Here is a 21,807-nt window from a genome sequence, read left to right on the forward strand (position 1 = left end):
TCCCTGACTGTTCGCGGCCTAGATAGGCCGTGCATCCCGTCAGGTCGAGCGAATGAGCCGGTTCAGACTTCCTGCGACAGGCGCACGGCGCTGATCGTGGCCAGGGCGATGATGCCTGCGGCGGCCAGCCAGAAGACCTGCATGCCACCGACCGAGCCCAGCTCCAGCTGGTTCAGGCCCAGACCGGACAGGGCCGAATCGATCGCGGTCTGAATGCCTATGGAGGCGGACTGCACCCCCTGGTTTAAGGCCTGGCCGGCGACGACGCCCTCGGGCTGACCTTCCAGATTGACGTTGACCGTGATGGTCTCGCGCACCGCGACCACCCCGCCAACCAGGCCAGCAAGGACGATGGCCAGGTTGCGGAAGCGCGAGCCCTTCTGCAACCGCGCCTCGACGCCGGCGGTGAACAGGGCGGCATCGGCCATGGGCGGAGTGCGCGAGAACAGCCGCTCGACGAAGGGATCGAACTCGTCAGCCGACATGTTGTGCTCTCCCCAGGGTTTGAGCGGATTGGGCTTGAGCGGGTTCCGGCTGGAGCCGCGCGCGGAGTTTATCCAGACCACGTTTGACATGAGACTTCACCGTGCCGAGTGGCAAATTCAGGGCGGAGGCGATCTCCGGATGGGCCATGCCTGCGCCGTGACACAGGGAGACGCACAGCCGCTCCGGCTCGCTGAGGGTTTTCAGGGCCTCGTCGAGGTCCATTCGATCGCCGGGATGGGGCTGGTGGACCACCTCATCATCCGAGACTTCATCGACATAGCGGGCCTCCTTGACGCAACGCTTGATATAAAGCCGGGCCGCGATCCGTTTGATCCATGCGGCGAAGGTGCCGTCGCCCCGAAACTCGGAACACCGCTGGAAGGCCTGAATGAAGGCGTCCTGGGCGATATCGTCGGCGACGGAGGGTTGCGCCCCCATGCGCCGCAGTAGCGCCCGCACAGGCGTACCGTGGCGGCGGACCAGTTCACCGAACTCGCGCCGTCCGCCCGCCGCCGCGAGGGCGGCGAGCTCGACGTCGTGCCGGTCGATCAGGGGCTTGTCGCGCGCCTGCATCATGATGGCATTCCCCGGAGGCCTGGGCTTAGTCCTTGTTCTTGTTGAAGAAGCTCAGGATAACGAAAGCCAGACCAATGGCACCGGGGATGGCGGCAAAACCGGCGACATAGCCCGCTTCTTTTTCCACGCCCTGGCCCAGCAACAGGAAGGCAGCCGCGACACCGCCCGATAGAGCCAGCAGAATGACGCCCATCCGCAGATCACGCGAGGCCGAGGGCAGCTTGCGAACCTGTTCCTTGGTCAGGGCATCGATCAGTTCAGGCGGCAGGGGCTGGCCGCGTTCGACGGCGGCCCTGAGGGTATTCTGCATCTCGCGCCGCTCGCGGCTTTTCAGCCACGCCGGGCCGACGACGATGGCGATGATCATGAAGATGCCCGCCAGAGGGATCAGGATTTCGACACCCATGGAATAGTCTCTCTTTCAATGACGGAGGCAGCGTGGCGCCGCGTCCTTCTGTCAACAAGAGGCCGGCAGTCGGAGAAACGGATGCAGACGATTGCAGATTCTTTTTGACCCTGCCTCCGCGCGGGAGAAAAGGTCCGCTGAAAGGGAGTCTGCCATGATCGATCGCCGCCTTCTGCTCACCGGACTGGCCACGACGCCGCTGATGGCGTGTGCGCCACTGCCCGGTCCGACCGTGTCATCGGCCGCTGGGCTCGGCAGTAGCCAGTTCAAACTGATCACCTTCAACATCTGGCACAATCAGGGCGACTGGGCCGCCCGACTGCCCTTGCTGATCGCGGCGTTGAGGGCAGAGGACGCCGACGTCATCGCCCTGCAGGAGGTACTGGAGGACGCCGCTGTGGGCCTGCCGAATCAAGCGCAGACCCTGGCCGACGCCCTGGGCGGCTATCAGATGCATTTCGTCTCCACCGATGCCGAGGGCGCACCCCGCCGTTATGGCAATGCCATCCTGTCGCGCTTGCCGCTTCTTCAGCACGAATGGAAAAAACTGGAGCCATTGGACGACTATCGTACCGCTGTCCGGGTGAGGGTCGCGGTCGACGGGCGATCCGTGGATGTCGTCAACACTCACCTGGCTTGGCAGCAGGACGCTGCGGCCGTGCGGGCCCGTCAGATCGCCGACCTGATGGGCTGGCTGCCGCAGGACGAAACGCCACTGATCGTCACAGGCGACTTCAATGCCCAGCAGACCGATCCGGGCCTGGCGACCCTGACGGGGCCGCGCTTTACCACCGCCCTGCCCCACGGCGCGGTGGTGACCACGCTGAATCCGGCGAAGAACCATCCCGAACGCCAGATCGACCACATCTTCGCCGAGCGAGACCGGCTGAAGATCGGTCAGGCCAGCCTGATCGGCGATCAGCCGACAAACGGCGAATATCCGTCGGACCATTTCGGGGTCGTCGCGACGATCGGCCTGCGTTGACTCACGCCGGGGCTGTTTCGGCGGCGTCCGGTCCTGTATCCAGTCCGTCACACAGCCCTTCCGAACCGGAGCCTGCCATGAGCCACGTCACCTATCGCATCGTCGAACACGACGGCGGCTGGGCCTATACGTCCAACGGCACGTTTTCCGAAACCTTTGCCAGCCACGACGCCGCCCGCGCGGCCGCCGTTGCGGTCGCCCGCGAACAGCGCGTGCCGGATCAGACGGCCTTCATCGAGTATGAGAATACTTCCGGCGAATGGGTGACCGAACGCGCCGACGGCCATGATCGGCCGGACACCGACGTCCAGGGTTGACCGCAATCGCTTGTGATCGACGCCTGCGCCCCGTGGGGGTAGTCGAGCACCCGTCCTGCCGCTAGTTGTGCGATCTGTCATTGTGAAACCGGTTACATTATGCGTCCATTGTCTCAATCCGTATCGACGCGGAGATCCCTCCTGGCCGGTGGAGCCATAATGGCTGGATTGATGATGGCACCGCGCATGTCGCTGGCGAAACAGGCCGAGGCGAAGGATCGCATCGATGACCTGATGGCGCGCATGACCATCGAGGAGAAGGCCGGCCAGCTGAACCTGATGAATGACCCGTTCCGCTGGCGACCCGAGGGGGTCAACCCCGGCGACCGGCTGGACAGCGATCAGGCCCAGACGGCAGAGGACATCAAGGCCGGGCGCATCGGGGCCCTGTTCAACGGCGTGGGTGCCGCAACGACACGGCTGGTTCAGGACATGGCGGTGCGCGAAAGCCGCTTGGGCATTCCCCTGCTGTTCGCGGCGGACATCGTGCACGGCCTGCGCACCACCTTCCCTGTCCCGCTGGGCGAGAGTGCCAGCTGGGACCTGGACCTGGCCGAGCGGACCGCTCGCGCCGCTGCCGTCGAGGGTGGCGCATCGGGTGTGCACCAGACCTATGCCCCCATGGTCGATGTGGCGCGGGACCAGCGCTGGGGCCGTGTCGTCGAGGGGGCCGGCGAGGACGTGCTGCTGAACAATCTGTTCGCGGCGGCCCGCACCAAGGGCTTCCAGGGCGACGACCTGGCCCACTGGTCCAGCTTGCTGGCCTGTCCCAAGCATTTCGCTGCCTATGGCGCAGCGGAATCGGGCATGGACTACAACTCCACCGACATGAGCGAGGTCATGCTTCGCTCGGTCTATCTGCCGCCGTTCAAGGCCGCGCTGGACGCTGGGGCCCTGTCAGTCATGAGCGCCTTCAATGACCTGAACGGCGTGCCGACCAGCGGCAACAAGTGGCTGCTGACCGACATCCTGCACGGCGAATGGGGCTTCGCGGGCTTCGTGGTGTCCGATTATACGTCCGAGGCCGAGCTGGTCGCCCACGGCTTTGCGGCCGACGGACGTGATGCGGCGCGGATCGCCCTGATGGCCGGCGTCGACATGTCGATGAAGAGTGGCCTGTACCTGCGTCACATCCCCAGCCTGATCCAGACCGGAGAGGTGCCGATCGCGCGCGTCGATCAGGCGGTGCGGCGGGTCCTGATGACCAAGGCGGCGCTGGGCCTGTTCGACAACCCCTATCGCGGCTCGGATGTGGCCGTGGAGCGCCGCGTCGTCGGCAGCCGCGATCACCTGGCCCTGGCCCGCGAGGCCGGGCGCAAATCGATCGTCATGCTGAAGAACGAGGGCGGCCTGCTGCCCCTGCCCAAGTCGGGCCAGCGGTTGGCGCTGATCGGGCCGTTCGGGGCGGACGCCGCCGATGTGTTCGGCCCGTGGTCGATCTTCAAGGACACCGATCTGGCGGTCTCGCTGGAACAAGGCCTGCGTCAGGCGCTTCGAGATCCGAACGCCCTGACCGTGGTCAGGGGCTCCGACGTGGAGGCCCCCCTGTCGGGCGGTATCGAGGCGGCGGTGGCGGCGGCCAATGAGGCGGATGTCGTCCTGCTGGCCATCGGCGAATCGTCGGTCATGTCGGCGGAGTCCAAGTCCCGCGTCAGCATCGACATCCCTGCCCCCCAGCTGGCCCTGGCGGAGGCCGTGGCGGCGACGGGCAAGCCGGTCGTCGTCCTGCTGCGCAACGGGCGCGGCATGGAGCTGTCGGGCGCGGTCGCCGGGGCGAACAGCATTCTGGTCACGTGGTTCCTGGGATCGGAGACGGGACATGCCGTCGCCGATGTCCTGTTCGGCGATCACGAGCCGACGGGCCGGCTGCCGGTCAGCTTCCCGTTCCGCTCGGGCCAGTCGCCCTTCTACTACGCGCACAAGGCGACGGGACGTCCGTCGAAGCCGACGGATCAGGAGTTCACGGCCAAGTTCCGCGAGGTGCCGCATGCGGCGCTCTATCCATTCGGCCACGGCCTGACCTATGCGCCCATCGACTGGTCCGAGACGCGGCTGTCGTCGCAGACCATGGCCTGGAACGGCCAGATCGAGGCCAGCGTCACCCTGACCAACGGCGGCGACCGTGACGTGACCGAGGTGGTTCAGCTCTATATCCGCGACCGCGTCGCCTCCCTGACCCAGCCCGTGCGGCTGTTGAAGGCGTTCCGGCGCGTGAACGTGCCTGCCGGCCAGTCGGTCGAGGTAACCATGCCCCTGACGTTCGCCGATGTGCAGTTCATGGGCCCAGATCACACGATGATCGCAGAGCCCGGCCTGTTCGACGTCTGGCTGAGCGCCAGCGCCCAGACGGGTCAGGCGGCGCAGTTCACCCTGGTTCGCTAGGAATCAGCCCAGCGCCGCCGAATAAAGCTCCGGCTTGAAGCCGACCAGCGTCCGGTCGCCCAAGTCCAGCACCGGGCGTTTGATCATCGATGGCTGAGCCAGCATCAGGGCGGTGGCCTTGTCCGCATCCAGCCCCGCCTTGTCCGCATCCGGCAGGGCCCGGAACGTCGTCCCGGCTCGGTTTAAAACCGTCTCCCACCCATGCTCGGCCACCCAGGCCTCCAGACGGGGCCGGTCGATGCCGGCCTTCTTGTAGTCATGGAAGGTGAAGGCGGTGCCGTTCTGGTCCAGCCAGACGCGGGCCTTCTTGACGGTGTCGCAGTTTGGGATGCCGTAAAGTGTCGGGGTCATGCGACTTCTGTCGCCCACTTTGGCTCTTCCACCCTCACAACATGATTGCGCCAGTCACTGCCCGCCCAGCTCGCAGATTTTTCGATAAGAAGGCCGACGTCCACGGGCTTCTCAATCCAGTCGTTCATGCCAGCTGTCTTGTAGGTTTCCAGTTGGGCGACCAGCGTATTGGCGGTGACGGCGATGATGGGCACGCTGCGCCTGAAGTTGCCAAGTGCGCGAATGGCGCGACTCGCCTCAACGCCGTCCATAACGGGCATCTGAATATCCATGAGGATCACGTCCCAATCACCGCTGATTACGGCCTCCAGACCCCGCTTTCCATCGTCGGCGGTCTCACATTCGAAGCCTTGGCTCCGGAGGACTGTCACGACCAGTCTCCGGTTTGGCTCACTGTCGTCAACGTAGAGAACACGTGGCGCGCGATCCGACGGGGCCGAGGTGACAACGGCAGGCAGCGGCAGAGTTGCCGGAGCAGAGACCGCACCTTCGGAGACCCGGATCATCTCGTTGACGACGCTTAGGAGACTCTCACCGCCCTGACGTATGCGCTCGGCCTGCTGCAGCTGTTCGGGGTCGAGGCTCGATTTGGACAACAGTTCGGAGAACCCGAGCACGGCATTGAGGGGCGTCCTGAGCTCATGCGACATTCTTGTGAGAAACGCTTGGCGAGCCTCAGCTTCTGCAGCCTTGTGTTCGGCTGCAGCACGGGCGGCCTGTGCTTCCACGGTGTCCGTGACGTCTCGCTCATTCAGCAGCACGGTCGTCTTGCCCGTGACCGGATCCAGACCGGGACGAGCATCCAGATGGTGCCATCGCCGCCCCCTCACAGTGTCCACTTCACTGAGAAGGGCGTTCGCTTCGCCATCCAGAGCGCATGCAAGCAAGGCCTTACCGTGATCGACGGCAGCGAACCGCGACACAAAGGGCAGATCTGACCGACCGTAGGTGGCAAAAGCCGCTGGATTGGCGAAAAGAGGCAGTCCGTCATCGCCAAAGAGGCTGATCAGGGATGAAGTATGACGTAGAGCCTCGAGCGCACGCCGCTCTTCCGGCTCAGCGTCAAGGGACGAAGCCTCAAACAACAGGACCGGCGTACCATCGCCCAGATGGACAGTCGAGATCGTCGCCTGAACCGTGATCGGCTGCCCATTCGGATAAAACGTCCAGCGTTCACTGACTTCCCCGCCACTGGCCGTAGACATAGCCAGATTGTCGGTGCGTGCCCTCACGCTCTCAGAAATCGAAGAAAAGTCGCGGGACAGCAACTCTTCGAGAGACGTCGCCCCCCAGAGCGCCAGTGCCGCCGGGTTGGCGTAAACACCCTTCAGGGCTACTGCGTCGAACATCCAGATGGGGCGACGCAACCTGTCCCATGCTGTAAAGTTCTGGCGTGAGAAGCTGGCTGAGTGATCCACCCACGCAAGCTACGCCGACGACGCTTAAAGACGCTCTAATCGATATCGACATCGTCCAACTTTGACGCCTTGCGAACAGCAGTGCGCCCTGGAACGGCGCATTGGCAGTTTTGGCGACCTCGATGACGCGTCAGTTCGTTGGGCACCGTCAGGCGATACAACCGACATGCAGGCCATCGTCATGATCAAGCGGCCTTGACGTGCCAGTACGTTATTTCATAACAGACGCGCTTATTCCCCGAGAGAGTTCCGTCATGCGTCATCACCCCTCCACCCGTACCCTCCTGCTGGCCGCAACGGGCTGGGCCGCATTGGCGGGTACCGCAGCCGCGCAGTCGGTGCCGGCAGAGACCGAGCCGACGCAACTGGATGATGTCATCGTCACCGGTCAGCCCTTCGGGATCAGCCAGAATGCCACCACCATCGCCACAAGCGTGGTGGATGAAGAGGCCCTCGCCATCGCGCCTGCTTCGTCGCTGGGCGATCTGCTGAACGGCCTGCCGGGCGTACGCTCCACGGCGTTTGCGCCAGGATCGAGCCGTCCGGTGATCCGAGGTCTAACCGGGCCGCGTGTGCAGGTGCTGACCAACGGCGTGGGCCTGATCGACGCCTCGTCCGTTTCGCCCGACCACCAGGTGGCGACCGATCCGGCGGAATCGAACCGGATCGAGATCATTCGGGGACCAGCCACCCTGGCCTATGGCGGCTCGGCCATCGGCGGTGTGGTGAACATCCTGGACGGTCGCATTCCGGAAGAACTGCCCGAGGGCGGTATCGACGGCTCCCTCTCGGCCCAGACCTCGACCGTCGACGACGGCACTGCCTTCAACGGTCGCGCCACCGTCGCGCTCGGCCAGTTCGCTCTGACGGTCGATGCGGTGACCAAGGACGCCAACAGCTACGACATCCCCTCCTCGCCCATTTCCGCCCGTCGCGCCGCCGCCGACGGGATCGAGCGGCCAGATACGGGCGGCGTCCTGCCCAACAGCTTTTCGCAACTGGACGCCTGGGGCGTCGGCGGCTCCTACATCGGCGACAAGGGCTTCTTCGGCGTCTCCTACAAGGAAACCGACAGCACCTATGGCGTGGTGGCCGAAGAGGGTGTCTTCATCGACCTGCAGCAGCAGCGGTTCGACGCGCGCGGCGAATACCGCTTTGACGCCGGCCCCTTCCGCTCGATCCGCGGCACATACGGTCAGGCCGACTACACCCACACCGAGTTCGAGGGGCCCGGCGAGCCCGGCACAATCTTCAACTCTGATGGTCAGGAAGCCCGGCTGGACCTGGTGCAGCGCGAGCGTGACGGCTGGAACGGCGCGATCGGCATCCAGGCTCTGGAACGCACCTTCGAGGCCATCGGCGAAGAGGCCTTCGTGCCCACAACCGACATCGAGGAACAGGGGATCTATACGGTCCAGCGGCTGGACCGCGACGGCTATGGCTTCGAGGGCGGCCTTCGTTACGACCGCCGCAGCCTGACGGCCACGCCACTGTCGGGCGGAGCCGAGATAGAGCGGGAGTTCGACAACTGGTCGGCCTCGGCCGCCGCCTTCCTGCGCCCTGCTTCCGGTCTGTTCCTCGGTCTAAGCCTGTCACGCACCGAGCGCGCGCCGTCGGAGGTCGAACTGTTCTCGGACGGCGTCCACATCGCCACTGCCGCCTATGAGCTGGGCGACGTGACGCTGGATACGGAGAAGGTCACCACGCTGGAGGGGACGGTCCACTACGATCGCGGAGCCTTCCGTAGCGATCTGCACGTCTACGCCTCCAAATATGACGGCTTCATCGACCAGCGCGACACCGGCCTGGTGTTCGAGTTCGACGAGGACGGCGAGATCGAGGAGTTCCCCATCTTCGCCTATCTGCAGACCGACGCCGAGTTCAAAGGCTTCGAAGCCCAGGCGGCGTACGATGTCTGGACGTCGGGCAGCCAGGTCGTGACGCTGGAGGCCGCCGCCGACTATGTCGATGCCGACACTGATCTGGGCCCCGCAGCGCGCATCCCGCCCTATTCACTAACCGGCCGCGTGAAGTACGCCTCCACGCCATTCGACGTGGCACTGGAGATCCGGCACGTGGGCGAGCAGGACGAGGTGGCCGAGTTCGAACTTCCGACCGACAGCTACACGCTGGTCAACCTGTCCGGTGCCTGGCGTCCGTTCGCCGACAAGAACGTCACCGTCTTCGCCGAGGCCCGCAATCTGACCGACGAAGAGGCGCGAGAACATGTGTCCTTCCTGAAGGACATCGCACCCCAGCCGGGCCGGAACCTGCGGGTCGGCATCAACTACCGCTTCTAGAACCAGAAACGCCCCTGACAGCAGATGTCAGGGGCGTTTTTCTATTGGGCCTATTCCCACTCGATTGCTCTAAGCTGGGTAAAATCATGAATCAGTTGGTTTTTTCGCGGCCCACCTACTTTAACACCGGCTCGTCGCCCGACCGTTCGGCTTGGTTCTGAAAACATTAGATAAATAGACCGATGTAAAAACCGCGTGATCGCGCAATCTTTCGAGACGTATTGACAATCTCAAACTCGAATTAACAATCGATTCTTGCGCGTTCACTTGCCTCCGCTAGACTAGCATGAACAGAACCTACATCGCCATCGCTGACGCCGGCAGAGCGTAGTGCATAACCAGCATCCAGATCGCCATGGCGATCATCATCAGGTTCTCGGTCAGGGATAGGAAGCCAAGCGGCACATTGCTGTCTCCACCGACGCAGGCGCATTTCAGTTCGCGCTTGTCGATGTAGACAGCCTTGAAGACCGAGGCCGCGCCAATGCCGCCGATGAACAGGGCCACCGGGACCGACAACCAGGTCAGGACGCCCGCGACCATCAACGCGCCTGCCCCGAACTCGGCGAACGGATAGACCTTGCCGTATGGCACCCACCGCTTGGCCAGCAGGTCGTAGTTCAGGAACATGGATGAGAAGCTCTCGATGTTCTGGAGCTTCAGCATGGCGAGGGCCATCATAGACAGGGCGATAAACCACTCCCCTGCCCGCACGGTGAACGGCGTGCCAAAAATCGTCAGGCTGAGCATCGTCGCCATCACGGCGGTGGTCAGGAAGACGACGAGGACCGGCGTGTAGGTGGTCGCCTTGGGATCGCGGACCTTGAGACCGAGATAGCGGCGCAGATCGTCGTGGCCGCCGACGCGCTGGCCGTCGATGAAGACCTGAGGCGTCGTCTTGACGCCGTGCTCGGCCTTGAAGGCGTCGGTCTGCTCGCGGGTCGTGAGCCAGTGGTCCTCGACCTTGTAGCCCCGGCTCTTGAGAAGATGCCGGGCCTTGAGCCCCCACGGACAGGTGTGGTCGGGCATCACCATCCGATAGATGACAGCGGTCTTGGTCATTGCAGGCTCCTTGATCTTCAAATCCGAGCTACAGCTCTTAGGTTCCGTACCTAGATACGGAGTCAAGCATGAACGTTCGGACGATCGCGGGGTTGGCGCGAGACGGCGGCGTCGGGGTGGAGACTGTCCGCTTCTATCAGCGTCGCGGATTGCTTTCGACGCCTGACAAATGGTCGCGTGATGGCGCTGGCGCGGGCGTTCGACGCTATGGCGAGGAGGACGTGCGCCGGCTGAGGTTCATTCGCTCCGCACAGACGGCGGGCTTCACCCTCGAGCAGATCAAAGAGCTGTTGTCGCTCGACGCTGGCGAGGATCGCACGCGCGCCCGTGCGTTGGCCGCGGAGAGGCTGGAGGCGCTGGATCGAACCATCTCCGATCTTGAGGGTGCGAGAGCGGCGTTGCGCCGACTGGCGAGCGCTTGCGCGGCGAACGACAGCGGACCGTGTCCGATCATTTCGGCCTTTCAGGGTGAAAAGGTTTGAAATCGTGCCCTGTCTTGGCGAACGGGGTGCGAGGGCCGGCAGCCGTCCCGCCTGGGAAAAACCCGACTGCGTGGCCACGCAATCGCGAGGACCGGAACGTCCCGCAGTCAGAACTGTTCGTTGATCATCACTTTCGGAGAACGAAGATGTCGATCAAACTGAACGTCGGTCTGGCGGCCGCCGCCCTGTCCGTGCTCCTCACGGCGTGCAATCCAGCGGAACAGGCCGATAAAACCGCGACGGCCGACGCGGGATCGGCGGCCGAACACAGCGCTCCGGCGGTTCAGCCGATGGCGGGGCCCGAGACGCCCTATTCCGCCTCCGAACAGCAGATGCATCAGGCCATGATGCAGGCGCACGGCGCGGACCCGCAGGAGACCTACGCCCTGAAGATGATCGAGCACCACCGGGGTGCCATCGCCATGTCGGAGGTCCTGATGCGCGAAAACCCTGACGCCGCGCTCCGCGAGATGGCCGAAAAGACGATTACGATGCAGCGCCAGGAGATCACGGCGCTGGAGCAGTGGGTCGCGCAACATCGGTCCGCCGCGGCAACCCCCGCTTCGGGTTCGGTCCAGCCCGGAGCCTGACGCGGGAAGAATACGCGCGGGGACTGGTCTGCCCGTGCGTATTTGCTTTTGAACGGCGTCGATCGTCGGCGTCTGTCCGCCGGCGGGAGGCCACTCATGCACGAAAAGAGCTATCGCAACCTCGCGATTGAACTCATCGTCCACTTCATCATCATGTATTTGGTGATGTTCACGATGATCGCGACGCTCGATCACTTCAACTTCAATCTGAACAATCTCTATATGACGCTGATGATGGTCGCGCCAATGGCTGTCCTCATGCTGGTTCTGATGCGCGAGATGTATCCGAACAATCGGCTCAACCTGGCCATTGGGCTGGCCTCGGTGATCATCTTCGCGGGCAGCTTCTACGCCATGCGCACCCAGGCGGCGATCGGCGACAAGGAACTCATTCGAGGAATGATCCCCCACCACTCCGGCGCGATCCTGATGTGCGGCAAGGCCAAGCTGAGCGACCCGGAACTGGTCGCGCTGTGCGCAGAGATCGTCGAGGCCCAGAAGCGCGAGATCCGACAGATGCAGGCGATTCAGGATCGGCTTTGACGGCTCTCCCGGCGGGACACGTCCGCCGGTCCCGCCAACTCGCCATTCCCGTTCGAGGTGGCCTCGCTCGCCGCCCCGAGTGTTGTCGTCGTTTTCACGGCGTGAGGTCGGCCAGCGTCGGCCGCCGTTGGCGAGGGGAAAGTCGATGCGACGCGTAGACTAGTCGAAGGCCGGACCGGCCAATCGCCAGGAGACACAGTATGCGTGCATTCAACCCCGTTCCCTATGTCGCCCTGGCGACTGCGGTCGTCCTCGCCGCTGGACCTGCGGCAGCTCACGCTCGTCTTGTCAGCGCCACGCCCGCGCCGAACGCCACAGTCGGTGCGACCCGCACGCTGACCTTGACCTTCAGCGAGCGCTCTGTGCCTGCGTTCTCCGGCTTCGACGTGGTCAACTCGGCCGGCGAGAAGCTCGCGGTCCGCACTTCGGTCGCTGAAGACGGCAAGACCCTGACCGGGACTCTGAGGCGACCGCTGACTGCTGGCGACTATCGCGTCGACTGGCGCATCGCCTCGAGCGACGGTCACCGCATGACCGGCTCGTACACCTTCACGGTGCGCTGACGCCGTGCTCGAGATCGCGGTCGTCGCGCTCCGGTGGCTCCAGTACGCCGGAGCCGTCGTCCTTCTCGGGACGCCGTTGTTCCTGTTGTACACCTTCAGGCGCGGCGACGGCGTGGAGCTCACCTGGTCGCGCGCGATCCTGATAGGGTCAGGTTTGGTCGTCGTCGCGAGCGCGCTCCTGGCGCTACTCGGACAGACAGCGGTCATGGCGGGCTCGCTGGCGGAAGCCATCAAGCCTGTGTCTCTGTCTTTCATGATCACCGGCACGGCCTTGGGGAAAGCCATGGTCGCGCGGGCCGCCCTCGCCCTCGCAGCCGTCGTCGCGGTCCTGGCCTTGAGACCGGGCAAGACGGCCTGGAGCATCTCGCTAGGCCTCGGGCTCTTCGTGGTCGCGAGCTTCGCTTGGACTGGACACGGCGCGGCGACAGAAGGCCCCGAGGGCCTGGTCCACCTCGCCTCCGACATCGTCCATTCCGTCGGGGCGGCCCTTTGGCTTGGTGCGCTTGTAGCGCTGACGATCCTGCTGCTTCGCCGCCCCGGGGTCGACGATGGGGCCCTCTACCGCGCCTTGCATGGGTTCTCGGGCCTGGGCACGCTCGCCGTAGCCCTTCTTGTGGCCACGGGTCTCGCGAACAGCTGGTTCCTCGTCGGATCGGAGCGTTTCGTGAACCTTGGCGAAAGCCTCTATGGACAGCTTCTGATCGCCAAGCTGGCGCTCTTCGTGCTGATGCTGGGCCTGGCGGCGGACAACCGTTTCCGCCTGACACCCGCCCTGCGTCTGGAACTGGAGCACACAGGACAGTCAATCTCGGCGGTTCGACGGCTGCGGCGCAGTATCGTCACGGAGACGGCCCTCGGGCTCGTCGTCCTCGCCGTCGTCGCGCTTATGGGCACCCTCCCTCCGCCGGTCGCGACGTGATCCGACGATCTAGTGGCCCGCGGCGTGGAGCGCCGCTGCGGTCGTGGCGCCATTCTCCGAGGTCGAGATGTTGTCACGTCCTCCCATCGGGCTTCCCGGATCCCGGCTTAAGCGGACAAATACGGTCTGAACGCCGCGCGCTTTCGCACTGAGGCGTTCAAACCGGAGAGGCGGATTACCGCGGAGCGCGCGACGACCAGTGAATGTGATGGATGCGCCAGCCGTCGGCGTGGCGCTTTAGCACCATGGTTTCCGTTGTCAGACGGTCCACGGCGCGTGCGTTGAACTGACCGGTGGTGCGGCCTTCGCTCGTGATCCACGCCACATCGCCGTCCGCCCAGCCCGATCTGCGGCTTACGACATTGTCCGACGCGGCCGCGAAGGCGGCGTCCGACGCAAGATGGTGAGAGGCGTATTCGTCGCGCGAGCGCTCCGCTCCGCCCTCTTCAAAGATCATGACGTCGGGGGCCAGAAGCAACAGGGCGGCAGATGTGTCACCGGCCTTGAGCGCGGCATGGAAGGCATCGACGGTCGTGGCCGCCTCCGTCGCTTCCGCGCTGATCGACCCCGCGGTCTGGGCATGGCCGTGAGAATGGTCCTGCGCGACAGCGGGCGTCACCGACAGGACGGCGAGAGAGAGGGCGAGAACGAGAGGTTTGGGGGACATGATGGGCTCCGGCTTATGAATCAGGTGAGACAAGGTCAGGTCAGGTGGGCGGGTTGTGACGGGCGAACACCTGCGTCGCGCCGGAGCGAAGCACCAGCAGCGTGTCGTAAGGGTCCTTGTGTCCCTGCGGCGTCTCCATGCCGGGCGAACCGAGGGGCATGGCCGGAACCGCGAGACCGAGCGCTGCCGGCCGCTCGGCAAGCAACCGTATGACGTCCCGTGCCGGAACATGGCCCTCTACGACATAGCCATCAATCAACCCGGTGTGGCAGGAGGCCAGGCTGTCCGGAAGCCCCCGGCTGCTGCGGACGGATTGGAGGCTCGGCAGAACGGTGATAGTCGTGTTGAAGCCAGCCTCCCGCATATGCGAGATCCAGGCGTCGCAGCACGCACAGGTTGGCGTCTTGAAGACCGTGAGGGTTCTCGACGCCTGGGTCTGGGCGCATGCTGTTCCGGTCAGGGCGACGCTGACGGCGGCGCCTAAGAAAAGCCTTCGGTGGAGGTAGGCGGTCGTCAAAAGGGCTCTCCCTGATCGCTGTGAACGGTGCGTCTGGCGTCGGCATCCGGCATCCGACCGAAGGTGCGCCGCCTCAGCCACTGGCGGCTCGGTCGCTCGACCAGACCATAGATGGCGGCCGCCGCGGCGAGGGTCACCGCCAGCATCGCCGCCAGTTCCAGAAGCCCCATTCGATAGTCGCCCGGCCAGCCCCCGATGGCCTGGGCGGCATTGCGCCAGACCATCAGGATCGGAATATGGACGAGGTAGAGGGCGAACGAGGCCTCACCGGCGAAGATTGCGACCGGGTGCGACAGGAAGGTTCTGACACCCGCCTTGGCGAGCAGCGCCAAGGCGAGAACGAAGGGTCCCGACGCGGCGACGATAAGGCGATCATCGGCCCCGATCTGCATAGCGAGCAAGAGGAGCGCGGTGGCTCCGACGGCGCCGACGATCGCGACGCGCGGGGACGGCGCCCAGCGCGCTCCGAGATAGTAGAGGCCAATCCCGAGCAGGAACTCCGGAATGATGCGCAAGACGCCCATATTGTCTTCCGCCCGGGGCAGAACCGAGCCGAACCAATGCCGGTAGATCGCATCCAGCAGGATGAACAGGCTCGTCGCCGCGGCTACGAGCATCCATGGCCTGTGTCGAAACCGCAGGGCGACCGCAGCATAGGCTGGAAAAGCGAGATAGACGAACCATTCGGCTGACAGCGACCAGGCGGGCCCGTTCCACAGGACCATCCCGTCTCGCGGCAACCAGGCCTGAACCAAAAAGAGGGTGGCCAGAAAATCCGCAGGATTGAACCGCCCGGGCTCCAGGCCGATGCCCAACACCGGCGCGGCGAGCACCAGCAACAGCATCGCCAACAGGATGAACAAATGCGCCGGGTATATGCGCGCGAACCGCGCCGCGATGAACCGCCTGTAGTTCACTGGCTGATCACCCTGCAGGTAAACGTGGGTGAGGATGAACCCAGACAGGATGAAGAAGATATCGACCCCGAGACGGGCCCGGTTTAACAGTCCGGCCGCACCTTCGGGCAGCGTCCATTGCAGCTGGTAGTGAAACAGCACCACGCCGAGCGCGAGGAAGAACCTCACCCCCGTCAGCGGATCGAGCCGATCCGGAAACGGACCCGCGGCCGGATCTGTCCTCTCGCTCACATCGCCTCCCCCGACACGAGCGGGTCCTCCCGGTCGTTCTCTGGTATCTACGCGGCGGACATCTCGTCCCCTCGTAAGGGGCCGGACGGTTTGGCGCGTATGGCAAAGGGGGCGTGATGCAGGTGCGCAATGACTGATGAGATCGAACGACTGATTGCGGCGGAAGGGCCAGACGATGCGGGGCGGCTGGACGGCCTGGAAGACGCTGTCTGGACACGGATCGCCGTGCGCCGGGAGGCGGCGTCAATGGGCCAGGTTCGGGTCGCCGCCGTAGGGCTGGCGCTCGTGCTCGGCGTGGCCAACGGTGGATTGCTCCTCGTGGCGTCGCCGCGGCCTGAGCCCTCTGAGTTGCGCATCTTCACCGTCTCGGCGGGCCTGTCGCCGCTCGGTCCACTGGATGCCCGGGGATGAGAGCGCGCTGGAAATCGATCGTCCTGACAGCCGTGCTGGCGGCGCTCGCCAGCGGCGCGGCGACCTGGGCGAGCGCAACCTGGGTCATGCGCGAGCGTCAGCCGCCGAGCCTGCATAGCGTCGTCCATGAGCAGTTGAACCTGAGCGCTGAACAGGATGGTCGTCTAGACGCGATCGAAGCGCGCTTCGCCGCGCGCCGCCCCGGGCTGGAGGCAGAAGTGCGAGCCGCCAACCGCGAGCTCGCCGCCGCCATCGCTGCAAGCGATGGGAACACGCCCCAGGTGCAGGCGGCGGTGGATCACTTCCACGTGGCCATGGGCGATCTGCAGAAGGCGACCATCGCCCACGTCTTCGAGATGCGGTCGGTGCTCACCCCGGCGCAGGCCGAGGTCTTCGACGCCGCCGTGGTGGACGCCCTGCGTGCCGACGCCGGCTAGGCGCGGCGCGTGAAGGACGGCGACAGCATTGAAGCCCGCGCGGCTGGCGGCGACGCCGGCGCGTTCGGCGCCTTGATGGCGGCGACCAAGGGCGATCTCTACAGGTTCGTGCGCCGCTATGTCGGCGACGAAGCGGAAGCGCACGACCTGCTCCAGGAAACCTACACCGCCGCATGGCTCGCCCTGCGAAGGTACGATCCGGCTCGCCCCTTCGAGGTCTGGCTCCGCTCGATCGCCCTGAACAAATGCAGGGACTGGAGCCGTCGGCGTGCGGTGCGTCGGGTGGTGCGCGGCGTCATGGGCCTCGACGCCCCCGAAGCGTCGGCGGTTCGGATCGAGACGCCGTCTCCAGAAACCCAACTGGACGATCGCCGCCGGGCCGAGGCGCTTCATCGCGCACTGACCCGCCTGCCTGACGGCCTCAAGGCCCCTCTTCTGCTGGCCACGCTCGAAGGTCGCTCGCACGGCGAGATCGCGGCGATCATGGGCGTCACGACCAAGGCCGTTGAGACGCGGATCGCCCGCGCCCGCAAGCGGCTTGCCGAGAACATGGCCGTTCCCGGGGGCGCTTGACCTCATCGTGTCGCCGGACGGCGAAGGGCGGTTTATTTCGAGGTGTGGCGACCTGCCGCAAGGGCGTTGTCGCCGACGTGCGTATGTCTACCAGAAGCCGACACGCGTCCGAGGAACCCCCCGCCTATGCCCATGCCAAGTCTCGATCGCCGAATGCTTCTCAGGGGCGCCGCCGTAAGCGGCGGGCTGTTTGGCCTGCAGGGCCTTCTGCCGGCCTGGGCGCAGACCGGATCGGCGGGGCTGAGAGCGGACCTGCCGACGCTGAGCGGGCCCAACATCGACCTGATGGTCGGCCACTCGCCTTTCACGGTCGGAGGCCGGACTGGCCATGCCGTGACGATCAACGGGGTGCTTCCGGCGCCCTTGCTGCGCCTGCGCGAGGGACAGAACGTGCGACTGTCCGTGACCAACGGCCTGGATGAGGACACCTCGATCCACTGGCACGGCCTGTTGCTGCCATTCCAGATGGACGGCGTCCCGGGCATCAGCTTCCCGGGCATCAAGCCGCGGGAAACCTTCGTCTATGAGTTCCCGATCAAGCAGTCAGGCACCTTCTGGTACCACAGCCACTCCAATCTCCAGGAGGCGATGGGCCACTACGGTCCGATCGTCATCGATCCGGCGGGCGCCGATCCGGTCGGCTACGACCGCGAGCATGTGCTGGTCCTGTCGGACTGGAGCTTCATGCACCCGCACGAGATCCTGGAGAAGCTGAAGAAGAGCCCCGGCTATTTCAACCAGCAGCGCACCACCCTGGCCGGCCTCATGGACGGCAGCGACCGCATGAGCCTGGAGGAGCGGCGCATGTGGGGTGAGATGCGGATGGACCCGCGCGACATCCTGGACGTCAACGGCTCGACCTACACCTATCTGATCAACGGCCACGGCCCGCAGGAGAATTGGACCGGCCTGTTCCGACCCGGCGAGCGGGTGCGGCTGCGCATCATCAACGCCTCCGCCATGTCGATCTTCAACGTCCGCATCCCTGGCTTGCCGATGACCGTGGTGCAGGCCGACGGCGAGAACGTCCGCCCGGTCGAGACCGACGAGTTCCAGATTTCGGTCGCCGAAACCTACGACGTTATCGTCCGGCCGACCGAAGACCGGGCCTACACCATCGTGTCCGAAGCGATCGACCGGTCAGGCATGGGCCGGGCGACCCTGGCCCCGCGCCTTGGAATGACGGCCGAAGTCCCGCCGCTGCGGGAGGTGCCGAACCTTACCATGCGCGACATGGGCATGGGCGGAATGGACCATGGCGCCATGGGCGGCATGGACCACGGTAGCATGGCCGGGATGGATCATGGTGCGATGGCAGGCATGGACCATGGCGCCCCGGCGCAAGGCGCGACACCGGCGCATGACATGGGCGAAATGTCCATGTCGGGCATGAACATGCGCGATCCCGAGAACGCGCCTCCGGACATGGCGGTCGGCGTCGGCGTCGATGCGATCGCCATGGATCCGGCCAATCGCCTGGGCGAGCGGCCGATCGGTCTCAACAACGTCGACCACCGCGTTCTAGTCTACACCGACCTGGTGTCGCTGCAGCCGAACAAGGACCAGCGCCCGCCGTCGCGGACAATGGAAATACACCTGACCGGCAATATGGAGCGGTTCATGTGGGGCTTCGACGGTCGCAAGTTCAGCGAGCTGGTCGAGCCGATCCGCTTCGAGCGCGACGAGCGGGTGCGCGTGACCTTGGTCAACGACACCATGATGGCCCACCCCATTCACCTGCACGGCCACTTCTTCGAGCTGGTCACCGGTGGCCCCGCCGGACATCAACCCCTGAAGCACACGGTGAACGTCGCGCCCGGCGGCAAGGTGACGTTCGACCTGACCGCCGACGCGCCCGGCGACTGGGCCTTCCACTGCCATATGCTGATGCACATGCACGCTGGCATGTTCAACGTCGTCACGGTCCGCCCCCTGGACGGAGTCGCGTCATGAACCGTTTCGCCGTCGCCCTCGCGCCGCTGATCCTCGCCGCCAGCGCCTTTAGCGCCCAGGCGCAGGACCCACACGCGGGCCATGTCATGCCGGCGACCCCGGCGCCGCGACCCGCGCCTGAACCGGTCGTCCGGCCTCAGACGCCCCCTCCCTCGCCCGCTCAGGACCCGCATGCCGGTCATGTCATGCAGCCCGCGCCAACGCCGCCGGCGCCGGACCCTCATGCCGGTCATCCGATGCCGGCTGATCCCCAGAGCGTCGATCCGCACGCGGGTCACGACATGTCGACCATGGCGCCAACGACGCAGCCCGATCCGCACGCGGGCCACGACATGTCCGCCATGCCCTCCGCTCAAGCCGATCCCCATGCCGGTCACGACATGTCGACCATGAGCAAGGGGCCGCCGGACGTGCCGACCAGCGCCGACAATCCCGGCCGGCCTCCGGAGGATCCGCTCCCCGCCGCCGCCCTCAGCGGTCCCGCGCACGCCGCCGATCTGGTTTTCGGCGCCGAGGCGATGGCCGCCGCCCGTGAGACCTTGGTTCGCGAAAACGGGGACGTCCGCACCACGGCCGTCATCATCGACCGTCTGGAAGCCGGCTTCGGCGATGACGGCGAGTCGTATCTCTGGGACGTCCAGGGCTGGAGCGGCGGAGACATCAATCGCTTCTGGTGGAAGTCCGAAGGCGAAGGCGACTTTGGCGGCGAGCTGGGGCAGGCCGAGGTCCAGGCGCTGTACAGCCGCGCGATCTCGCCGTTCTGGGATATGCAGGCCGGCGTGCGCCAGGATTTCCGGCCCGACGGCGAGGATACGACGCACCTTGTTCTCGGCCTGCAGGGCCTCGCGCCCTACTGGTGGGAGATCGACGCGGCCGCCTTCCTCTCCACCGAAGGCGACCTGACCGCCCGCGTCGAGGCCGAATACGACCAGCGCATCACCCAGCGCCTGATCCTCCAGCCGCGCCTCGAAATCGACGCTTCGGCGAGCGACATTCCGGAGCTGGAGATCGGCTCCGGCTTGTCGTCGATCGAGGCGGGCCTGCGTCTGCGCTACGAGTTCCGCAAGGAGTTCGCCCCCTATGTCGGCGTTGAGTGGAGCCGAGCGCTCGGCGACACCGCCGACTACATCGAAGCCCGAGGCGGCGAGGCTGACGACACCCGTCTCGTCGTCGGCCTCAAGGCCTGGTTCTGACCGAAGGAGACCCCCCATGATCCGCACTCTCGTCCTCACGGCCGCCCTGGCCTTCGCCGGCGCCGCCGCCGCTCAGGATCCTCACGCCGGGCACACGATGCCGGCGCAGGCCGCTGCGCCGCAATCGGGCGTCACCACGGTTCCGGCGAACGGGGCGATGACCCATGGGTCGCCCGAACGCTTCAGCGTCACCTTCCCGCACGCGATGGTCCTGAAGACAGTGACCCTGACCGCCGAGGGACAGGCCCCGGTGGTCGTGAACGCCCCCGCCGCGCCGGCCGCCGCGACCGTCAGCGTGGCTCTTCCCCGGCTCGCCGCGGGAACCTACACGGCCGCCTGGACCGCTGAAGGTCCGGACGGCCACAAGATGTCCGGCTCTGTCAGCTTCATGGTTCACTAGGAGAACGACGATGCGAGTTTCCAACCTGCTGGCCGCCGCCGGCGCGATCCTGGCCCTGAGCGCTGGAGCGGCCCTGGCCGCCGAAGGCTGCGACTGTTGCGAGGACATGGCCGCTGACGCCGCCATGAGCTGCTGCGACAAGATGAAGTCTGACGCTTCGCCGCCCGCCGAACCCGCGCCGCCCGCGCCGGCGCCCTCGGATGCTCCGGCTCCCCAAGGTCACGCCGACCATAACTGACCGGCCGATCTGAACCGCTCCGGCAGGCGCTCCGACTGATCGGAGGTCTGCCCGGAGCGGACAGGCGTCAACTCTCGGTCTTCGCCGCGCTGAGCCGCGCCTCGCTCCCTGGGGCGCCGCCTGCCGCAATCCGGATGAAACGGACGGTCTCGGCCCGCGTCCGCGGTTCAGCGACGAAACCCGCCTCGGCGAAGGCGAGATGCTGGGGCATCGGCGCCCTCGCCGTATCCACGCGCCACCAAACCTCCAGCGACGCCGCCTTGGGCAAAATGCCCCCGGCGATCCGCTCGATGTCCCGAAAGGACAGGTCCACCTCGGCGCTCTTCTGACGTCGGAGAAAGGCTGCGAGCGGCGCGTATTTAGCCATCTGGGTGTCTTGCTCCACTGCTGCCGGGGGTCAAGCCCGGCTGGCGCGCTTGGGCTGGCCGATCTAGACTCGCCGGCGGCGGGTTCCGGGAACGATAGGCGCCGATCAAGAGCCAGGGGACGTGCAAACGTCGGCGGCGATCGGCGGCGAAACGCCGGGCTTCATCACAGAAGTTCCTGGCCCGCCCCCTCCCCTCATCCCGGGTCGATCAGACCTTGCCGGACCGCCGAGGCGACCGCTTCGATCCGGGTCCGGACCCGGAGTTTGGAGCAGGCCTTCTCAAGATAGCTGTCCACGGTGCGGGGCGACAGCGACAGAATGATTCCGATGTCGGAAGAGCTTTTCCCGCGACAGACCCATTGCAGACATTCCTGTTCGCGCGGGCTCAGGGTGACCGCGTGCGATCCACGGCCCGGATCTTCGGATACAGCTTCCATATTACACCACCGGTTGTCCGACTCCCTCCGTACACGGCGGGTTCGCGCCCGGGCAACGTCGATGAATTGCGGGTCGCCCGCAGGTT

Annotated in this window: 27 protein-coding genes; 16 read left to right on the forward strand and 11 right to left on the reverse strand. The window is 65.6% G+C overall.

The window, feature by feature from the left end:
* Positions 1-62: 62 nt before the first annotated feature.
* From ACE3TH_RS01275 to ACE3TH_RS01285, 3 genes are read right to left on the reverse strand one after another with little or no spacing between them, the layout of a single operon-like run.
* The gene (locus tag ACE3TH_RS01275) at positions 63-485 is read right to left on the reverse strand and encodes a hypothetical protein (RefSeq protein WP_374596630.1); all 423 of its coding nucleotides are present in this window, start codon (positions 483-485) and stop codon (positions 63-65) included.
* Positions 475-1,062, reverse strand: coding sequence for an RNA polymerase sigma factor (locus tag ACE3TH_RS01280; protein ID WP_374596632.1), 588 nt, complete (start codon positions 1,060-1,062; stop codon positions 475-477). The genes ACE3TH_RS01275 and ACE3TH_RS01280 overlap by 11 nt, the downstream gene beginning before the upstream one ends.
* Before the next feature lie 25 nt (positions 1,063-1,087).
* Positions 1,088-1,468 carry a DUF6249 domain-containing protein gene (locus tag ACE3TH_RS01285; RefSeq protein WP_374596634.1) on the reverse strand — a complete coding sequence of 127 codons (381 nt, stop codon included), beginning with the start codon at positions 1,466-1,468 and terminating at the stop codon, positions 1,088-1,090.
* Between the two features lie 154 nt (positions 1,469-1,622).
* Here ACE3TH_RS01285 and ACE3TH_RS01290 point away from each other — a divergent pair, with 154 nt between their 5' ends.
* From ACE3TH_RS01290 to bglX, 3 genes are all read left to right on the forward strand, one after another.
* Positions 1,623-2,453, forward strand: a complete 831-nt coding sequence (locus ACE3TH_RS01290) for an endonuclease/exonuclease/phosphatase family protein (protein WP_374596636.1) — start codon at positions 1,623-1,625, stop codon at positions 2,451-2,453.
* A gap of 77 nt (positions 2,454-2,530) precedes the next feature.
* Entirely contained in the window at positions 2,531-2,770 is a 240-nt protein-coding gene (locus ACE3TH_RS01295) for a DUF2188 domain-containing protein (protein WP_374596638.1), read from the forward strand.
* Positions 2,771-2,929: 159 nt separating this feature from the next.
* On the forward strand, positions 2,930-5,152 hold the full coding sequence (bglX, locus tag ACE3TH_RS01300; protein ID WP_374596640.1) for a beta-glucosidase BglX: 2,223 nt from the start codon (positions 2,930-2,932) through the stop codon (positions 5,150-5,152).
* A gap of 3 nt (positions 5,153-5,155) precedes the next feature.
* Here the strand turns inward: bglX and ACE3TH_RS01305 are convergent, their stop codons facing one another.
* A complete protein-coding gene (locus ACE3TH_RS01305; protein WP_374596642.1) occupies positions 5,156-5,503 on the reverse strand; it encodes an arsenate reductase in 348 nt (115 codons plus the stop codon).
* A complete protein-coding gene (locus tag ACE3TH_RS01310; protein WP_374596644.1) occupies positions 5,500-6,870 on the reverse strand; it encodes a response regulator in 1,371 nt (456 codons plus the stop codon). Before ACE3TH_RS01310 ends, ACE3TH_RS01305 begins: the two co-directional genes overlap by 4 nt.
* Before the next feature lie 305 nt (positions 6,871-7,175).
* Here ACE3TH_RS01310 and ACE3TH_RS01315 point away from each other — a divergent pair, with 305 nt between their 5' ends.
* Positions 7,176-9,221 (forward strand): TonB-dependent receptor, encoded by a 2,046-nt coding sequence (locus ACE3TH_RS01315; protein ID WP_374596646.1) that lies wholly within the window; start codon positions 7,176-7,178, stop codon positions 9,219-9,221.
* A 297-nt stretch (positions 9,222-9,518) separates the two neighbouring features.
* On the opposite strand, the gene ACE3TH_RS01320 is transcribed toward ACE3TH_RS01315, so the two are convergent.
* Positions 9,519-10,283, reverse strand: coding sequence for a glutaredoxin family protein (locus ACE3TH_RS01320; protein WP_055808283.1), 765 nt, complete (start codon positions 10,281-10,283; stop codon positions 9,519-9,521).
* Positions 10,284-10,351: 68 nt separating this feature from the next.
* Here ACE3TH_RS01320 and ACE3TH_RS01325 point away from each other — a divergent pair, with 68 nt between their 5' ends.
* The 5 genes from ACE3TH_RS01325 to copD all read left to right on the forward strand — a co-directional run bounded on the left by ACE3TH_RS01325 (position 10,352) and on the right by copD (position 13,380).
* Positions 10,352-10,765 carry a MerR family transcriptional regulator gene (locus ACE3TH_RS01325; protein ID WP_374596649.1) on the forward strand — a complete coding sequence of 138 codons (414 nt, stop codon included), beginning with the start codon at positions 10,352-10,354 and terminating at the stop codon, positions 10,763-10,765.
* Between the two features lie 146 nt (positions 10,766-10,911).
* Positions 10,912-11,355: a DUF305 domain-containing protein gene (locus ACE3TH_RS01330; RefSeq protein ID WP_374596651.1), complete on the forward strand. Its 444-nt coding sequence runs from the start codon at positions 10,912-10,914 to the stop codon at positions 11,353-11,355.
* A gap of 96 nt (positions 11,356-11,451) precedes the next feature.
* Positions 11,452-11,898 (forward strand): DUF305 domain-containing protein, encoded by a 447-nt coding sequence (locus ACE3TH_RS01335; protein ID WP_066629159.1) that lies wholly within the window; start codon positions 11,452-11,454, stop codon positions 11,896-11,898.
* 200 nt (positions 11,899-12,098) lie between these two features.
* Positions 12,099-12,461 (forward strand): copper homeostasis periplasmic binding protein CopC, encoded by a 363-nt coding sequence (gene copC, locus ACE3TH_RS01340; protein ID WP_374596653.1) that lies wholly within the window; start codon positions 12,099-12,101, stop codon positions 12,459-12,461.
* Positions 12,462-12,465: 4 nt separating this feature from the next.
* Complete coding sequence (gene copD / locus ACE3TH_RS01345) at positions 12,466-13,380, forward strand: copper homeostasis membrane protein CopD (RefSeq protein WP_374596655.1); 915 nt, start codon at positions 12,466-12,468, stop codon at positions 13,378-13,380.
* A 175-nt stretch (positions 13,381-13,555) separates the two neighbouring features.
* On the opposite strand, the gene ACE3TH_RS01350 is transcribed toward copD, so the two are convergent.
* The 3 genes from ACE3TH_RS01350 to ACE3TH_RS01360 are packed head-to-tail and all read right to left on the reverse strand — an operon-like array spanning position 13,556 to position 15,649.
* Positions 13,556-14,047, reverse strand: a complete 492-nt coding sequence (locus tag ACE3TH_RS01350) for a nuclear transport factor 2 family protein (protein ID WP_374596657.1) — start codon at positions 14,045-14,047, stop codon at positions 13,556-13,558.
* A 40-nt stretch (positions 14,048-14,087) separates the two neighbouring features.
* Positions 14,088-14,564, reverse strand: a complete 477-nt coding sequence (locus ACE3TH_RS01355) for a DUF411 domain-containing protein (protein ID WP_066629153.1) — start codon at positions 14,562-14,564, stop codon at positions 14,088-14,090.
* Positions 14,561-15,649: an acyltransferase gene (locus tag ACE3TH_RS01360; protein WP_017505547.1), complete on the reverse strand. Its 1,089-nt coding sequence runs from the start codon at positions 15,647-15,649 to the stop codon at positions 14,561-14,563. The genes ACE3TH_RS01355 and ACE3TH_RS01360 overlap by 4 nt, the downstream gene beginning before the upstream one ends.
* A gap of 192 nt (positions 15,650-15,841) precedes the next feature.
* Here ACE3TH_RS01360 and ACE3TH_RS01365 point away from each other — a divergent pair, with 192 nt between their 5' ends.
* The 7 genes from ACE3TH_RS01365 to ACE3TH_RS01395 all read left to right on the forward strand — a co-directional run bounded on the left by ACE3TH_RS01365 (position 15,842) and on the right by ACE3TH_RS01395 (position 20,917).
* Positions 15,842-16,123: a hypothetical protein gene (locus ACE3TH_RS01365; protein ID WP_017505548.1), complete on the forward strand. Its 282-nt coding sequence runs from the start codon at positions 15,842-15,844 to the stop codon at positions 16,121-16,123.
* Positions 16,120-16,560, forward strand: a complete 441-nt coding sequence (locus ACE3TH_RS01370; protein ID WP_017505549.1) for a Spy/CpxP family protein refolding chaperone — start codon at positions 16,120-16,122, stop codon at positions 16,558-16,560. Before ACE3TH_RS01365 ends, ACE3TH_RS01370 begins: the two co-directional genes overlap by 4 nt.
* A 9-nt stretch (positions 16,561-16,569) precedes the next feature.
* Positions 16,570-17,133, forward strand: a complete 564-nt coding sequence (locus ACE3TH_RS01375) for an RNA polymerase sigma factor (RefSeq protein WP_374596660.1) — start codon at positions 16,570-16,572, stop codon at positions 17,131-17,133.
* A gap of 126 nt (positions 17,134-17,259) precedes the next feature.
* The gene (locus tag ACE3TH_RS01380; protein WP_374596662.1) at positions 17,260-19,086 is read left to right on the forward strand and encodes a copper resistance system multicopper oxidase; all 1,827 of its coding nucleotides are present in this window, start codon (positions 17,260-17,262) and stop codon (positions 19,084-19,086) included.
* The gene (locus ACE3TH_RS01385) at positions 19,083-20,279 is read left to right on the forward strand and encodes a copper resistance protein B (protein WP_055808258.1); all 1,197 of its coding nucleotides are present in this window, start codon (positions 19,083-19,085) and stop codon (positions 20,277-20,279) included. Before ACE3TH_RS01380 ends, ACE3TH_RS01385 begins: the two co-directional genes overlap by 4 nt.
* Positions 20,280-20,295: 16 nt before the next feature.
* Positions 20,296-20,679 (forward strand): copper resistance CopC family protein, encoded by a 384-nt coding sequence (locus ACE3TH_RS01390; RefSeq protein WP_055808256.1) that lies wholly within the window; start codon positions 20,296-20,298, stop codon positions 20,677-20,679.
* Positions 20,680-20,689: 10 nt separating this feature from the next.
* On the forward strand, positions 20,690-20,917 hold the full coding sequence (locus ACE3TH_RS01395; protein ID WP_055808254.1) for a hypothetical protein: 228 nt from the start codon (positions 20,690-20,692) through the stop codon (positions 20,915-20,917).
* 67 nt (positions 20,918-20,984) lie between these two features.
* Here the strand turns inward: ACE3TH_RS01395 and ACE3TH_RS01400 are convergent, their stop codons facing one another.
* Positions 20,985-21,284 carry a hypothetical protein gene (locus ACE3TH_RS01400; protein ID WP_055808488.1) on the reverse strand — a complete coding sequence of 100 codons (300 nt, stop codon included), beginning with the start codon at positions 21,282-21,284 and terminating at the stop codon, positions 20,985-20,987.
* A 194-nt stretch (positions 21,285-21,478) separates the two neighbouring features.
* Positions 21,479-21,721 (reverse strand): response regulator transcription factor, encoded by a 243-nt coding sequence (locus ACE3TH_RS01405; protein ID WP_082503529.1) that lies wholly within the window; start codon positions 21,719-21,721, stop codon positions 21,479-21,481.
* Positions 21,722-21,807 lie beyond the last annotated feature (86 nt).

The organism is Brevundimonas sp. (assembly GCF_041919755.1).
Taxonomy (GTDB): Bacteria; Pseudomonadota; Alphaproteobacteria; order Caulobacterales; family Caulobacteraceae; genus Brevundimonas.

Bases quoted from the DNA above. Each gene is read 5' to 3' on its own strand.
- ACE3TH_RS01275 (WP_374596630.1), bottom strand. From the start codon at position 485: ATGTCGGCTGACGAGTTCGATCCCTTCGTCGAGCGGCTGTTCTCGCGC.
- ACE3TH_RS01280 (WP_374596632.1), bottom strand. From the start codon at position 1,062: ATGATGCAGGCGCGCGACAAGCCCCTGATCGACCGGCACGACGTCGAG.
- ACE3TH_RS01285 (WP_374596634.1), bottom strand. From the start codon at position 1,468: ATGGGTGTCGAAATCCTGATCCCTCTGGCGGGCATCTTCATGATCATC.
- ACE3TH_RS01290 (WP_374596636.1), top strand. From the start codon at position 1,623: ATGATCGATCGCCGCCTTCTGCTCACCGGACTGGCCACGACGCCGCTG.
- ACE3TH_RS01295 (WP_374596638.1), top strand. From the start codon at position 2,531: ATGAGCCACGTCACCTATCGCATCGTCGAACACGACGGCGGCTGGGCC.
- bglX (WP_374596640.1), top strand. From the start codon at position 2,930: ATGGCTGGATTGATGATGGCACCGCGCATGTCGCTGGCGAAACAGGCC.
- ACE3TH_RS01305 (WP_374596642.1), bottom strand. From the start codon at position 5,503: ATGACCCCGACACTTTACGGCATCCCAAACTGCGACACCGTCAAGAAG.
- ACE3TH_RS01315 (WP_374596646.1), top strand. From the start codon at position 7,176: ATGCGTCATCACCCCTCCACCCGTACCCTCCTGCTGGCCGCAACGGGC.
- ACE3TH_RS01320 (WP_055808283.1), bottom strand. From the start codon at position 10,283: ATGACCAAGACCGCTGTCATCTATCGGATGGTGATGCCCGACCACACC.
- ACE3TH_RS01325 (WP_374596649.1), top strand. From the start codon at position 10,352: ATGAACGTTCGGACGATCGCGGGGTTGGCGCGAGACGGCGGCGTCGGG.
- ACE3TH_RS01330 (WP_374596651.1), top strand. From the start codon at position 10,912: ATGTCGATCAAACTGAACGTCGGTCTGGCGGCCGCCGCCCTGTCCGTG.
- ACE3TH_RS01335 (WP_066629159.1), top strand. From the start codon at position 11,452: ATGCACGAAAAGAGCTATCGCAACCTCGCGATTGAACTCATCGTCCAC.
- copC (WP_374596653.1), top strand. From the start codon at position 12,099: ATGCGTGCATTCAACCCCGTTCCCTATGTCGCCCTGGCGACTGCGGTC.
- ACE3TH_RS01350 (WP_374596657.1), bottom strand. From the start codon at position 14,047: ATGTCCCCCAAACCTCTCGTTCTCGCCCTCTCTCTCGCCGTCCTGTCG.
- ACE3TH_RS01365 (WP_017505548.1), top strand. From the start codon at position 15,842: ATGACTGATGAGATCGAACGACTGATTGCGGCGGAAGGGCCAGACGAT.
- ACE3TH_RS01370 (WP_017505549.1), top strand. From the start codon at position 16,120: ATGAGAGCGCGCTGGAAATCGATCGTCCTGACAGCCGTGCTGGCGGCG.
- ACE3TH_RS01380 (WP_374596662.1), top strand. From the start codon at position 17,260: ATGCCCATGCCAAGTCTCGATCGCCGAATGCTTCTCAGGGGCGCCGCC.
- ACE3TH_RS01385 (WP_055808258.1), top strand. From the start codon at position 19,083: ATGAACCGTTTCGCCGTCGCCCTCGCGCCGCTGATCCTCGCCGCCAGC.
- ACE3TH_RS01390 (WP_055808256.1), top strand. From the start codon at position 20,296: ATGATCCGCACTCTCGTCCTCACGGCCGCCCTGGCCTTCGCCGGCGCC.
- ACE3TH_RS01395 (WP_055808254.1), top strand. From the start codon at position 20,690: ATGCGAGTTTCCAACCTGCTGGCCGCCGCCGGCGCGATCCTGGCCCTG.
- ACE3TH_RS01400 (WP_055808488.1), bottom strand. From the start codon at position 21,284: ATGGCTAAATACGCGCCGCTCGCAGCCTTTCTCCGACGTCAGAAGAGC.
- ACE3TH_RS01405 (WP_082503529.1), bottom strand. From the start codon at position 21,721: ATGGAAGCTGTATCCGAAGATCCGGGCCGTGGATCGCACGCGGTCACC.